This window comes from Pseudonocardia sp. Ae717_Ps2, from assembly GCF_001932475.1.
In the GTDB taxonomy this organism is placed as follows: Bacteria; Actinomycetota; Actinomycetes; order Mycobacteriales; family Pseudonocardiaceae; genus Pseudonocardia.
Genome location: NZ_MCIS01000001.1, coordinates 2,369,023 through 2,382,113 on the forward strand (window position 1 = coordinate 2,369,023; position 13,091 = coordinate 2,382,113).

Sequence of the window (13,091 nt, forward strand, 5' to 3'; positions counted from 1 at the left end):
CCGCTCCTGACTTAGGTTGCCCTAAACACTGAACAGGAGAGGATGGACATGCACGGAACCAGGAGGATCGTCGGCGGCGCGCTGCTCGCGATCCTGGCAGTGCTCGCGCTCACCGCCTGTGGCGGCGCCGCGGAGCAGGGCGGCGACCAGCCTCCCGCCGGTCAGGCCTCCGGGACGTTCCCGGTCACCATCACCCACGCGCTGGGCGAGGCCACGATCCCGGCGGCACCCACCCGGATCGTGGCGCTCAGCTACGAGCAGGACCTGCTGAGCCAGATCGGGATCACCACCGTCGGGCACAACGAGAACGCCGTCACCCCCGGCAGGCCCTACCCCTGGGAGGAGGGCAAGGTCGACTTCGCGGGCAGCGAGGTGGTGGTCGAGCCGTCCCAGGAGGTCAACCTCGAGAAGATCGCGGCGCTGCAGCCGGACCTCATCCTGGCGACGAACCTGAGCACGATCGACAAGTTCTACCCGCAGCTCAGCCAGATCGCGCCGACCGTCGTGTACCAGAAGGGTTGGAACAAAGACACCTGGCAGGACAACGCGGCGCTGATCGGGAAGGCCGTCGGCAAGGAGGCCGACGTCGCCCGCGTGGTCCAGGGCGTCGAGAAGAAGATCTCCGACACGGCCGCGGCCATCCCCGGCCTGCAGGGGAAGACCTACGCCACCGCCTACTACTACGAGCGTGGCACGTTCGTCGTCCCCACCGACTCCACGACCACCATGCCCCAGGTCTACGCCGCGCTCGGGCTGCGGATCGACCCGGAGATCGCCGCGAACGTGAAGAACCGGTCGCTGTCGGCCGAACAGATCGGCCTGCTCGACGTCGACTACCTGTCGCTGTCGTTCGCCAACGCCGACCTGCGCTCCCAGCTCTTCGCCGACCCGCTGTTCGCCAACCTCGACGTCGTGAAGCAGCAGCGCTACTTCGAGTCCGACGAGGCCGGTGGCGTCGCCGAGAACTACCCGACGGTCCTCAACATCCCCTGGACCATCGACCGTCAGCTCGACGTCCTCAAGAAGGTCGGCGCCGCGACGGGCTGACCGGGACCGGTCCGCAGCCGCCCGGCGTCCGACGCCGCGCGGCTGCGGACCGGCGTGCTCGCGGCCGGTACGGAGATCACCACAGCGGTGAGCACCGGGAGTCCGTGAATCAGGGAGGTGGGCTCGAACGCCGCCCATACCCAGGCGGTGGGGGCGGTGGATCCAGCCGGCCGAGCAGCTCGGTGAGCCTGCGCATGGTGTCGACGGTCTCGCGGCGCTCGGTCGGGCTCAGGCGGTCGAAGGTCTGGCGTTGACGCGCGCTCAGTCGATGCTGTTGCTCCCGGACGATGGAGCGGCCCCGGTCGGTGAGCGTGACCTCGACCCGCCGTTGGTCGCGGGTGCTGCGTCGACGGTTGACGATGCCGTTGCGTTCCAACGTCGTGAGCATCCCGGTGACGGTGGGGGAGGACACGGCGGCGCGGGCGGCGAGCTCGCCGACCGACAGTGCGCCACTGGAGTCGAGCTCCTCGACGAGGTGCAGCTGGGCCAGGGTCAGCGACGGGTCGCAGCCCCGGGCCAGGGCCGCGCGGACCTGCCGCATGCGGGCGAACAGCTCGCCGGAGGCCGTGCGGAACTCGCCGAACCCGGCGGGCTCGGGAGCATTGCCGCTCACGCGAGCGGCGAGAACGCAGCGGGCCAGGCCATGATCGAGTCGGCCTCGATGATGTGCTCCGGGCCTCCCGGTGGGGGCCAGCGGTGGGTGGCGACGAGGTCGCGGCGGACCTCGACCCGCTGGTCGAGGCTGTCGAACGGCCAGATGTGCACGATGCGGGCGGGTCCGTCGAGTGCGTACATCACCACCGTGATCGGGTCCACGAGGTGGCGGCCGGGCAGTCGCTGGCGCCAGCCGTCGATGGTGGCGGGCAGGCCACCGGGGACGAGGTGGTAGTCGCGGATCTCGTAGATCCGCCCGAACCGGCCGGGTCGGACGCGGGGCACGAACGGGAACGGGGCGAAGCCGGCCATCGAGAGGTCGGTGAGGTGGTCGCCGGCGCCGAAGGGGTGGCGGGACGCGGCGGCGCGTGCGCGCTCGGCGGCCAGCTCGGCATCGTCGTCGAAGGACCGGAGGACATAGGCCCGGCCGACCGGTCCGTGTTCGGCGTACCAGCAGCCGAGGAACTCGCCGTGGGCGTCGGGTGCGGTGACCCACGGCTCGACCCCGGCGAGCGCGGCGTCGGCGTCGGTCAGCCTGAAGTGCAGCGTCGTGTACTCGTAGCGGACCGCGCGGGACGCGGGATCGAGGTCCTCGCCCGTGATCGGAGCCGGCTCGGTCATGGGGTGGCCCTTCCGGTTGCCGCGACAGAACAGTAGGAACCTACATGTTAGGAGCCTATGCAGTCGTCCTCGACGAGGCCGGGCGGTGTCGACCCGCTGGGTCAGGGGAGCCGGAGAAGCCGGCCCACGGCGGTCCCGACGACGGCCGCCGGTACGGCGAAGACGAGTACCAGCAGCGTCCACCTCTCCCAGGAGTCCGTCTGCAGGTACTGCCAGAAGTCGCGGTGGCGCGAGGAGAACCCGATCATCCAGTGCGCTTTCAGCAGGTAGTAGGTGCTGACCGCCGCGATGCCGCAGGCGAGCACCGACATCAGGTTGGTGCTGAACCTGCGGGACACCATCGCCGAGAGCCCGAGGACCGCGGCCCATGACCACCAGGTGTCGGTCACCGCGACGATCGAGCCGAACTCGGCGAGCCGGGCGCTGGCCGACAGCGCACCCCAACCACATCCGAGCACGGCCGTCAGCACGGGGAGCACGATCATCGACGCGCCCCTGGAGTGCGCGGGACGATGCGTCGGGACGGTCGGTGCGTGTGCGGTCGTCGGCGTCACGTCCACCACCCTCGGCTCGGCGGTGTTGCGAGACCGTAAGCGACGCCGGACGGTGCTGGCTCCTAGTCTGGACGGTCCAGCGAGCCGGGGGAGGGATCGTGCGGGTACTCGTCGTCGAGGACGACCAGGACATCCGGGAGGCCATGCGGGCCGGGCTGAGTTCCGACTCCGCCGTCGTCGACGTCGCCGCGGACGGCCACGAGGCGCTCGACCTGCTGGGGCTCAACGACTACGACGTCGCGGTCCTCGACCGTGACGTGCCCGGCCCGGACGGGGATGAGATCGCCCGCCGGATCGGGCACCGCGGCCCCGGCCCGCGGATCATCATGGTGACCGCCGCAGGAGGCCTGGCGGAGAAGGAGGACGGCTTCGGCGCCGGCGCCGACGACTACCTCACCAAGCCGTTCGTCATGAGAGAGCTGCAGCTGCGCGTGCGTGCCCTGGCCCGGCGGTCGACGCGTGCCCTGCCCGTGGTGCACGAGTACGGCGGCCTGCGGGTGGACACCCACCGGCACGAGGTCCACCGCGACGGCAGACTCGTGCCGCTCACACCCAAGCAGTTCGCCGTGCTCGAGGTACTGGCGGGCGAGGCGGGCGGTGTGGTCAGCGCCGAAGACCTGCTGGCCCGCGCCTGGGACGAGAACATCGACCCGTTCACCAACTCCGTGCGCGTCACGATCTCCGCGCTGCGCAGGCGACTCGGCGAGCCGTGGATCATCGAGACCGTGCCCGGGGTCGGATACCGGCTGTGCACCGACGGCGTGGGGTGACCGGGCGGGTGCACCTGGGCATCCGTGCCAAGCTGACGCTCAGCTACGTCGGCCTGTTCCTCGGAACCACAGCGGTGCTGCTGGCGGTGGTGGCGCTGTTCATTCTGCGCTACATCCCCAACGCCGGCCTCGTCGTCTCGGTCAGTGGCGAGTGGGCCCCGGGGCGGCAGGACATCTTCGAGGCGTTCGCACCGCGGGCCGCGGTCGTCATCGTGGTGCTGTTCGGCGTGGCCCTGGGGGTCTCGTGGTTCCTGGCGGGCCGCATCCTGCGCCCGCTGCCAGGACTGACCCGGGCAGCGCAGCTGACCTCGCAGGGGTCGCTGACCCACCGCATCCGCTACGCCGGCGCCCGTGACGAGCTCGGTCGCCTCGCCGACACCTTCGACGACATGCTCGCCCAGCTGCAGCGCCACGACGACCAGCAGCGCCGCTTCGCCGCGAACGCCTCGCACGAGCTGCGGACTCCGCTGGCCGCGACGAGGGCGCTGCTCGACGTCGCCGAGGCCGACCCCGGCTCGCTCGACACCGGAGACCTGCTGGAGCGGCTCCGTCGGATCAACGAACACGCCATCGCGACCACCGAGGCGATGCTCGTGATGGCCCGCTCGCAGGAGGGGCAGCTGCCCACCGAGCGGGTGGACCTGTCGCTGGTCGCGGAGGAAGCCGTCGAGACGCTGGTCCCGGTGGCAGACCGCCGGCGGGTGACCCTCGACGCCGACGGGACCGGAGCCGCTCCCTGCTCCGGGTCGGCGCCGCTGCTGCTGCAGATGACCCAGAACCTGCTGCACAACGCGATCGTCCACAACGTCGACGGCGGCCGGGTCGTGATTCGCACGGGGATCGAGGGCGGCCACGCCTGGGTGGAGGTGGTCAACACCGGGCCCGTCGTCCCGGAGGAGGCGCTGCCGACCCTGACCGATGCGTTCCGGCGGGTCGACGACCGCGGGCGGAGCGGCCACGCGGCCGGAGCGGGACTAGGGTTGTCGGTGGTCGCGGCGATCGTCCGGGCACACCGCGGGTCCCTCGAACTGGGGGCGCGTGACGGTGGGGGCCTGCGGGTGCGGGTCGATCTGCCCGCACTGTGAGAGCCGACCGGCCTGCCGCGACGAGAGGGAGCGGCCCTTGCCCGATCCTGCAGATGGGCGGAACCACCACATGAAGGCTCCCGTACGGTCACGCCGGGGCTGGCGACGTCTGGTCGCTGCCGCGGCCGTGGCGGGCGTCGTCGCTGTCTCGGCGGCGTGCGGCCCCGGTGACGGCGCCGACTCCGGCGACGGAACGAGGTTCACGTACTGGTCGATGTGGCGGCCCACGGAGCCTCAGGGCCAGGTCCTCCAGTCCTCGATCGACCAGTTCACCAGGGACACCGGGATCACGGTCGACGTCCGGTGGCAAGGACGGCGGGTGCTGGACAATCTGGCCCCGTCGCTGCCCCAGGGGGCTGATGCAGACCTGGTGGACCAGTCCAGGACCAAGCTCCGCACCGCCCTCGCCGACACCGGCCAGTCCGCGGACCTGACCGCCGTCCTCGACCAGCCGATCCCGGGGGAGAACAAGAAGATCTCCGAGGTCATCCCCCCGAAGTACCGGCCCTTTCTCAACGGGCGGGACGGCAGGCCCTACCTGATCCCCTACGAGGTGACCGGCGAGGCCCTGTGGCTGGACGCGGCGAGGTACCCGGACATCGCTGCGAAGCCACCGGAGAACTGGGACGACTTCGTCGCCGTGCTCGCCAGGATCCAGGCGAGCGGCGTGACACCGATCGCGCTCGACACCAACAAGGCGTTCTGGCCGCTGCTGGTCCTGCAGCGAGCGCTGGGACCACAGGATCTGGTGCGGTCGGCCGGCGACCGGACGGGCGAGGCGTGGAACGCCCCGGCCGTCCTGGACGCCATCGACAGGCTCGAGCAGCTGGTGCGCAGCGGCTACTTCGGCCACGCCTACACCGACGCGCAGTTCCCGGCCGGGCAGATCAAGTGGGCCCAGGGCAGGGCCGCGTTGTTCCTGCAGGGATCCTGGCTTCCGAGCGAGGCGGAACCGTACATGGCGCCGAGCTTCAGACCCACCTCCATCCAACTTCCGGCCATCAACGGTGGCGACCCGGTCGTGAGCGTGGAACTCTTCGGTTTCGCCATCCCCCGGTCGGCCAAGAACGGTGCGGCTGCACAGAAGTTCATCGCGTACTTCATGAATCGCAGCCAGCTGGAGAAGATTTCCGAACGGGCGGACAACCTCACCCCGCGAGCCGACATCCCGGCACCGCGGCAGCTCGCGTCACTCCAGAGCGCACTTTCCGGACGCGAAGTGTATCCCTGGGGGTCGGGTCTCGACCTCGAGTACGGGCCGTGGACCCAGGAAGTCCTCGATCCCCCTGCGGCAGCGCTCATGCAGGGCGAGATCTCGGCAGTCGACTTCGTCGCTCAGATGAAGCAGAGGTCGATCGCTTTCTGGAAGAACCACGGCTGACGGCGACAATCGTTTCGGGGTCGCCCGCGGTCCGACGGTGGCGATTCTGCTTCGTGTCCTCCATGTCGCTCCACTGTCCACAGCGGTCGGTCCCCGGTGGTGCCGGTTCAGATCGCGGCGCGGCGGGAGAGCGCGGTGGCGCCGGCGCTCTCGGCGTCGGGAAGAGCACCGGTGATGATCTCCAGCCCACGGACGGCTGCCGGGCCGGCGTGGTCCCGGAGCGTGGCGGTCATGGCCCTTCTGATCTCGTCGTCGAACGGGCGGAGAGCCGAGTCGATCACGATGGCCTGTGGCTCGAGGATCGCGCAGGTGGGTGCGAGGAGACGGCCGAGAGTGGTGCCCAGCGCGCGTCGCCCGCGCCGCGACAGGGGACGGCCGTCCCGGTCGGCCTCATCGGTGGCGACGTCCTCCGAGTCACGCTGACGGGGGATCTCGGCTCGTGTCGGGCCCAGGACGCTGCCCAGGCACCCCCGCCTGCCACAGAGGCACGGCGGGCCGTCCTCCTCGACGTGCAGGTGCGCGATGGATCCGGTGAGCTCCCGCCCGCTGCGGCGGACCGTGCCGTTCATGACCACTGCGGCTCCGATGCTGTTCCGCGAGCACTTCAGGTACACGAACTCCGGGTTCCGGCGGGCCGCGCCGAACTCGAACTCCCCGAGCGCGGCCAGGCTGGCGTGGTAGGCGACGAGCGCGGGTCGGTGGGCCTCGCCGAGGACGCCGGCCCGCGTGCGGTCCGAGAGCGCCTCCTCGACCAGGGTGGTCATCGAGATCTGTCCCTCGGGGTCGGGGAAGCAGGGGACGCCGACCACCACGCGCTCGAGGACGGGGGTGAGTGGGGTGCGCACCTCCGCGAGGAGCTCGTCCAGGAGAGCGCGCGCGACGGGGAGCACACTGCCCTCCGCGAGCTGCGCCAGGCTTCTCCGCCCGCTGCCCCACTGCTTGGCGTCGGAGTCGTGGAGGGTCACCCGCACGTGGTGGCGGTGGACGATCACCGCCGCGACGAGGCGGACGGCCTCGCTGGCACGCAGCAGCATCGCCGGTCGGCCCCGTCGGTGGGTGGGTCGGGTGGGGTTCTCCTCCACCCTGCCGTCCGAGACCAGGGACGCGACCGCGGCGGTGACGGTGGTGCGGGGCAATCCCAGCAGCTCAGCGATCTGTGACCGGGTCACATTGGGGTGTTGCTGGATCGAACTGAGCACCAGTTCGCGATTGCGCATGCTCCCTCACCTACTGCTGGCTGTTGGACGGGCCGGACTCACCCCTCGGGCGGGCGGACGGGGCCGTGGGGCATCCGGGCATCGCTCGGCGCGGCTGAGCCGGGCCCGGGGCTGAGCTCAGCTCAGGCTGCACGGCGGTCGTCGTCGGCAGGTCACGGAACTGTCCTAGCCGTGTCACAGCGATGTCGCCGATGTGACAGAACTGCAGCCGGTGAAGGACCCGGCACGCCGGGTCACCGTGCTTCCCACGGTCAGAACCCGTGAGCGGCGTAGGCCGCGAACGACACGGGCACGGTCTCCACGTCCGCGCAGAGCTGTCGCCGGGTCAGCGGCCACTGGTAGAGGGCGTGCACTCGTTGCCCCGTCGCCCGCACCGCCCGTGCCAGGTTCGCGGCGGCGACGGCGTCGTCGGAGAACACCTCGCCGATCACCCATGGCCGTGCCCCGAGGCCGGCGGCACGGATGGTTCGGTGCGCGGACAGGAAACGTGCCCACTCGTCGTTGGCCGGGGTGCCGTAGAAGTGGAACTCGAGACGGTCGGGCGCGACGTCGCGGTAGATCTCGGGCAGCATGGTGAACCGTTCGGTGTCGCCGATGCACGAGAACCCGACGGTGTCGGCGGTGCCGTGGCGCTCGGTGTAGTCCTGCCACAGCTGTCGGGCGCAGCGCAGCGCCATCGGCCGGCCCGGTGGTGGTACGAGCTCGTTGGACAGGTCCAGCAGGTAGGGCAGGCCGGAGGCCCGTACGACGGCTCGGGCGTGCTCGACGATGCCGAGGTTCTCCAGGTAGAGGCCCTGCTCCCAGCGCGACCAGCTCTTCGGTGAGTTCTGCTTGCCGGGGAACAGCCCGATCTCCACCTCCTGGAAGCCTGTCGCGCGGACGGCGGCGAGCAGACCGGCGAGCGCGGCGACCGACCGGTCGCTCATCCGGCCACCGGTCGAGTCGATGAAGGTCCCCTCGTCGGGTCCGTGCTTGTGGAACACCGGAATGCGCAGCCGTCGCTGCCCCGCGGCGTGCATCTGCCGAAGCCGGTCCAGGATCCGCCGCGGGGCCCGGTGGTAGGCGCTGATCACCCCGTACGGTTCACGGCGGCAGCCCGCTGCCAGGTCGTACCAGCCGAAGTTCGATCCGCCACGGTGCTCGGCGGTCGATGTGGCCAGGTCGCCCTCTCCGCGTTCCGATGATTCCGGCAATGCTGCGGTGAATGCCGTCATTGCGGCGATCTTCAGCAGGGACCGTCGGTTCATGGTGGCTCCTCGGTCGGCTTGTCGATGATGTTCCCGTCCGATTTCGGCGATCGAGGGGAACGTGACAGTCGTCTCGATCCGCAGCGCATTGGTCGGGCGGCAAAGCGCGGGGCGCCAGGAAGCTCGTCGTGATCGACCTGGTGCTGACAGTACCCACCTGTCAACGGTCGCTACTCCGAACGGCCTGATTCCGACATTGAACCGGCCCTGCTCATTTAATCCGGGTCAGTGCTCGCGCAAGGTGGGGTCATCGGCCAGCGAGTCGCCTCGTCGGCACAGTTCCTTTGCTTCATGTCGAGAGGATGGAATGGTCAAGTCGGTTCCCCGGCCGAGCAGGTTGGCTCCCTCGACGGACCTGCCGCCACCGACGGTCCGGCCATCGCCGGTGTCGGTGGCAGCGACGTCCACCGCACGGTGGTGGATGCAGTTCCGTCGCGCGGTGTTCGCGGTCGACGCGACGGTCGTGGTCGTCGCAGCGGCCGTGTTCTGGGCATTCGGATACCGGCACGGGGTCTCGGGGTCGGGTGCGCTGGCGCATGTTCCGGTCGCGCTCGTGGCGCCGGCACTGATACTGGCGGCGGCGGCAGGTACCCAGGCCTGGGACGCCTCCGTTCTCGGCCACGGCACGACGGAGTACCACCGGGTCGGTCGCGCCGGCGCGTTGGCCGCGGTCCTGCTCGGCCTCGCCGGCCTCGCGTTCGGCTCGCTGTCGGTGCGTCCGTGGGTGTTCGGGGCGATCCCGGTCACCACGGTGCTGTTGGTGCTGGGCCGCTGGCTCGTGCGCCGACCGCTGCATGCCGCGCGCCGCTCGGGTCGGTGCAGCCGTTCGACCCTCGCGGTGGGTGACCCGCGTGCGGTCCGGGACCTCGTGCTGCGTACGCGTCGTGATCCGTACTCCGGCTGGGTCGTCACGGGAGCGTGCACGCCCTCGGGGACGGGCACGGGCGGCGAGGCCGACGTCGACGGGGTGCCCGTTCTCGGTGACATCGACGACCTCGGTGCCGTGGTGCGCAGCCGGGGGGTTCGAGGTGGTCTCGGTGAGCTCGGGTTCCGGCCTCACCGGTGCGCGGCTGCGTCGGCTCGCATGGGACCTGGAGGACGCCGGAGCCGACCTGATCGTCGACCCGGGTCTGATGGAGATCGCCGGTCCCCGGCTGCATGTCCGGCCGGTCGACGGGTTTCCGCTGCTGGCGCTGTCCCGCCCGAAGCTCGGTGGCGTACGGCAGGTGGTCAAGACGAGCATGGACGTGCTCGGTGCCCTGGCCCTGCTCGTCCTGGTCGCGCCGGTGCTCCTGCTGATCGCGGTGCTGATCCGGTCCGACGGCGGCCCGGTGTTCTTCCGGCAGCGGCGCGTCGGCCTGGGGGGCACCGAGTTCCAGATGATCAAGTTCCGGTCCATGGTCCCGGCCGCCGAGGATCGGCTGGTCGAGCTGGCCGCGTCCGACACCGGGGCCGGGCCGCTGTTCAAGATGCGGTCCGATCCACGGGTCACCCGGGTGGGACGCGTCCTGCGCCGCTACTCCCTCGACGAGCTGCCGCAGCTGTTCAACGTGCTCAGCGGCTCGATGTCGCTGGTCGGGCCACGTCCGCCGCTGCCGGCCGAGGTGGCCACCTACGGCCCCGAAGCCGCCCGCAAGTTCCTCGTCAAACCCGGCATGACCGGGCTGTGGCAGGTGAGCGGGCGCAGCGACCTGTCGTGGGAGGAGTCGGTGCGGCTGGACCTGCGCTACGTCGAGAACTGGTCGCTCACCGGGGATCTGGTGATCCTCTGGAAGACGTTGCACGCCGTGCTCGGGTCACACGGCGCCTACTGACCGTCGGCAGACGGGGAGGGACACACATCATGCTCGTCGGCTACGCCCCTGGCGTGTACGACCTGTTCCACATCGGACACCTCACGATCCTGCGGCGCGCGGCCGAGCGGTGCGACCGGTTGATCGCCGGTGTGGTCTCGGACGAGATGGCATCGGCGGCCAAGGGGAGGCTTCCCGTGACGCCGCTCGCCGAGCGCGCCGAGATCGTCGGCGCGCTGGACTGCGTGGACGCGGTCCACATCGAGGAGGTGCCGAGCAAGCTGGCCGCCTGGTGCGCGACCGGCTTCGACGTGATCTTCAAGGGAGACGACTGGCGTGGCACCCCGAAGGGCGACGCCCTCGAACGGCAGCTCGCGGTGGTCGGGGTCGAGGTCGTCTACCTGCCCTACACGGCCCACACGTCGAGCTCCCTGCTGCGTGCCGCGCTGACGGAGCTCGCCGCGGGAGGAGCGCGTCGGCTGCCCCCGCGGTCGGCGTGAACCCCGGTCCGATCGGTCGTCGGTCCGCTGTGGAGGGGTCCCCAATGCGCAGGCTGTGGTGGTCGTGATCGAGTCTTCCCCCGGGCCCGCCCGGCGAGTGGTGGTCGTCGCCTGGTTCGCCGTGGTGTGTTTCGTACCGGTGTGGCTGGGGGTGCAGATCCGGTTCCCCGTCATGCCCGCGGTGCTGGTGGGCGTGGTCCTGGTCGGCGTCCTGGCCCTCCTCCGTCCCGTTCGTCCGAGTGGGCTCGGTGTCGGTGACCTGCTGTTCACGTCGTTGCTCGTGTGCTGCGCGGTCCCGGCGGTGACCGGGCACGTCGCCCCCGACGACGTGTTCATCCTGGTCAGCCAGTGGACACTCGGCTACGTGCTGGGGCGTCTGATGCCGACGCGGGTCCCGCTCGGCACGGTGTACGGGGTGGCGACCGGGGTGTTCGTGCTCGTCGGACTCCTCGCCGTCGCCGAGTTCGTCACGGGGACCAACGTGTTCACCCAGCTGGTCCGCGACGGTCGGCTGTACGAGGAGTGGGGGACGCTGCAGGAGCGGGGCGGGTTCCTGCGGGCGGAGGGGGCCTTCGGGCACTCGCTCGCGCTGGGCGTCAGTACCGCCATCGCCGTGCCGTTCGTGCTGGGGTCGGGTCTGCGGGACCGGTGGAAGGCGGTCGCGCTGGCGGTGCTCGGTGCGGCCGTCGTGGTGACGTTCAGCCGGACCTCGATGCTGTGCTTCGTGTTCGCGACCGGGCTGGTCCTGCTCCTGGGTGGGCCGGTCGTGGGTCGGTGGTTCCGCGTCGGTGTCGTCGGTCTGGGCTGCGTCGCGGCGCTCGGGGTCGCTCCGTTCGTCGGGTCGGTGTTCACCGCCGCCGGGAGCGAGGCGACCGAGAGCGGCGAGTATCGGGGCGACCTGCTGGAGCTCGTTCCGACCATGGTCGCGTTCGGGAGCTCCCCTGCTCGTCAGGTGGTGGGCGAGGGCGCGGTGTACTACCGCGCCTACCACTCCATCGACAACGCACTGATCCTCTCCGGTCTGCGGTACGGCTGGGTCCCGGTGGTCGTGATGGTGGTGGCATGGCTCCTCGCCGTGGTGCAGGTGCTGAACCGGCGGGCCACCATGCCGGTGTTCGCGCTGGTGGCGACCGCCCCGGCTCTGGTGACCGTCGCGTTCATCACCCAGTACGAGATCTACGTGTTCTTCATCGCCGGGCTGGCCGCCACGCCCATGTGCGTCGACCAGCGGTGGCGCACGCGGGACACGAACGGCTCGCGGACGCCTCCGGCGGCCTTCACCCCTGCGGTCGTAGGCGACGGGCGGTGACCAGCCCGGCGACCGTGCCGCGCACCGCGGCGCGGAGCGGCCGCAGGGGGCGGCCGAACTGGCGGCGCCCGCCCTGGAGGAGGACGTCGTGAGCGGCCCGTACCGCGCGCCTGCGCCAGTGGCGGAGGTCGGCGTCGTCGAGCAGCTTGGCTGCGAAGAGGAGCCGGTTGCGGATGTTGTAGTAGTAGTAGAGGTCGGACTTGCCGCGGGCGTGACCGCGCCGGTCGCTCTGTGTCCCACCCTCGTCGTGGACGGCCTCGGCGTCGTCGACGACGATCAGCTCGGCGCCGGCGCGGGTGGCGCGGACGGACAGGTCGACGTCCTCCCAGTAGAGGAAGTAGTCCTCGTCGAACCCGCCGAGCTCGTCCCACAGTGCCTCGCCGACGACGAAGCACGCGCCGGAGATCCAGGGCAGGACCCGCGTGTCCGGTTCGCTCCGGAGCGGCTCGTGCGAGCCGGAGTCCAGCCGGAGGTGGGAGCCACGGCTCCAGACCGACCCGTCCGGGCGGCGCACCACCGGCGCGACGAGGCTCCACGGGGTGCGCGCGTGGCGCTCCCACAGCGTTGCGAGGTCGGCGCCTGCGATGCGCGCGTCGGGGTTCAGGATCAGGAACGTTCGTGCACCGAGCGCGCGGGCGTGCGCGACGCCCAGGTTGATCCCGGCACCGAAACCGAGGTTCGCCTGCGGAAGCACCGTGTGCCAGCCCGTCTCCTCGGCGAGCCGGCAGAGCCGGGTGCGCTCGTCCGTCGTCGTCGGGTTGTCGACGACGACCACGAGTGGGTCGAGCTCGGGTCGGCCGATCCCGCGCAGGTTGGCCAGCAGCATGTCGTGGGAGCCGTAGTTGACCACGACGACGGCGAGACGGTCCTGCATGGCTGGTTCTCCTCGTACGGACCGGTCCCGGTGTCGGGG

13 protein-coding genes and 1 pseudogene are annotated in these 13,091 nt (G+C 70.9%); 8 read left to right on the plus strand and 6 right to left on the minus strand.

Annotated features, from left to right (window positions below; all coding sequences use genetic code 11):
- The first annotated feature begins 48 nt into the window (after positions 1-48).
- On the plus strand, positions 49-1,047 hold the full coding sequence (locus Ae717Ps2_RS11145; protein ID WP_043282725.1) for an ABC transporter substrate-binding protein: 999 nt from the start codon (positions 49-51) through the stop codon (positions 1,045-1,047).
- A gap of 109 nt (positions 1,048-1,156) precedes the next feature.
- Here Ae717Ps2_RS11145 and Ae717Ps2_RS11150 read toward each other — a convergent pair whose 3' ends face one another.
- The 3 genes from Ae717Ps2_RS11150 to Ae717Ps2_RS11160 all read right to left on the minus strand — a co-directional run bounded on the left by Ae717Ps2_RS11150 (position 1,157) and on the right by Ae717Ps2_RS11160 (position 2,807).
- A complete protein-coding gene (locus Ae717Ps2_RS11150; protein ID WP_075306667.1) occupies positions 1,157-1,660 on the minus strand; it encodes a MarR family winged helix-turn-helix transcriptional regulator in 504 nt (167 codons plus the stop codon).
- The gene (locus Ae717Ps2_RS11155) at positions 1,657-2,322 is read right to left on the minus strand and encodes an NIPSNAP family protein (RefSeq protein ID WP_083695865.1); all 666 of its coding nucleotides are present in this window, start codon (positions 2,320-2,322) and stop codon (positions 1,657-1,659) included. Before Ae717Ps2_RS11155 ends, Ae717Ps2_RS11150 begins: the two co-directional genes overlap by 4 nt.
- A gap of 101 nt (positions 2,323-2,423) precedes the next feature.
- Entirely contained in the window at positions 2,424-2,807 is a 384-nt protein-coding gene (locus Ae717Ps2_RS11160; protein WP_075329785.1) for a hypothetical protein, read from the minus strand.
- Positions 2,808-2,974: 167 nt separating this feature from the next.
- On the opposite strand from Ae717Ps2_RS11160, the gene Ae717Ps2_RS11165 reads away from it, so the two are divergent.
- The 3 genes from Ae717Ps2_RS11165 to Ae717Ps2_RS11175 all read left to right on the plus strand — a co-directional run bounded on the left by Ae717Ps2_RS11165 (position 2,975) and on the right by Ae717Ps2_RS11175 (position 6,112).
- Positions 2,975-3,646, plus strand: coding sequence for a response regulator transcription factor (locus Ae717Ps2_RS11165; protein ID WP_075306665.1), 672 nt, complete (start codon positions 2,975-2,977; stop codon positions 3,644-3,646).
- Positions 3,625-4,731, plus strand: a complete 1,107-nt coding sequence (locus Ae717Ps2_RS11170; protein WP_063718856.1) for a HAMP domain-containing sensor histidine kinase — start codon at positions 3,625-3,627, stop codon at positions 4,729-4,731. The genes Ae717Ps2_RS11165 and Ae717Ps2_RS11170 overlap by 22 nt, the downstream gene beginning before the upstream one ends.
- A 127-nt stretch (positions 4,732-4,858) precedes the next feature.
- Entirely contained in the window at positions 4,859-6,112 is a 1,254-nt protein-coding gene (locus tag Ae717Ps2_RS11175; RefSeq protein WP_075306664.1) for an ABC transporter substrate-binding protein, read from the plus strand.
- Positions 6,113-6,219: 107 nt separating this feature from the next.
- On the opposite strand, the gene Ae717Ps2_RS11180 is transcribed toward Ae717Ps2_RS11175, so the two are convergent.
- Both Ae717Ps2_RS11180 and Ae717Ps2_RS11185 read right to left on the minus strand, forming a co-directional pair.
- Positions 6,220-7,329, minus strand: a complete 1,110-nt coding sequence (locus Ae717Ps2_RS11180) for an ROK family transcriptional regulator (RefSeq protein ID WP_075306663.1) — start codon at positions 7,327-7,329, stop codon at positions 6,220-6,222.
- A 251-nt stretch (positions 7,330-7,580) separates the two neighbouring features.
- Complete coding sequence (locus tag Ae717Ps2_RS11185; RefSeq protein ID WP_143510366.1) at positions 7,581-8,576, minus strand: hypothetical protein; 996 nt, start codon at positions 8,574-8,576, stop codon at positions 7,581-7,583.
- A gap of 421 nt (positions 8,577-8,997) precedes the next feature.
- Between Ae717Ps2_RS11185 and Ae717Ps2_RS40315 the strand changes: the two are divergent.
- The 4 genes and pseudogenes from Ae717Ps2_RS40315 to Ae717Ps2_RS11200 all read left to right on the plus strand — a co-directional run.
- A pseudogene (locus Ae717Ps2_RS40315) lies at positions 8,998-9,543 on the plus strand (sugar transferase); the annotation flags it as partial.
- A 70-nt stretch (positions 9,544-9,613) separates the two neighbouring features.
- Positions 9,614-10,390, plus strand: a complete 777-nt coding sequence (locus tag Ae717Ps2_RS38180) for an exopolysaccharide biosynthesis polyprenyl glycosylphosphotransferase (protein ID WP_198932165.1) — start codon at positions 9,614-9,616, stop codon at positions 10,388-10,390.
- Positions 10,391-10,419: 29 nt separating this feature from the next.
- Positions 10,420-10,869, plus strand: a complete 450-nt coding sequence (locus Ae717Ps2_RS11195) for an adenylyltransferase/cytidyltransferase family protein (RefSeq protein ID WP_075333329.1) — start codon at positions 10,420-10,422, stop codon at positions 10,867-10,869.
- A gap of 64 nt (positions 10,870-10,933) precedes the next feature.
- Positions 10,934-12,178, plus strand: coding sequence for a hypothetical protein (locus Ae717Ps2_RS11200; protein WP_143510368.1), 1,245 nt, complete (start codon positions 10,934-10,936; stop codon positions 12,176-12,178).
- Here Ae717Ps2_RS11200 and Ae717Ps2_RS11205 read toward each other — a convergent pair.
- Positions 12,147-13,052: a glycosyltransferase family 2 protein gene (locus Ae717Ps2_RS11205; RefSeq protein ID WP_075333331.1), complete on the minus strand. Its 906-nt coding sequence runs from the start codon at positions 13,050-13,052 to the stop codon at positions 12,147-12,149. The two genes, Ae717Ps2_RS11200 and Ae717Ps2_RS11205, sit on opposite strands and share 32 nt — an antisense overlap.
- Positions 13,053-13,091 lie beyond the last annotated feature (39 nt).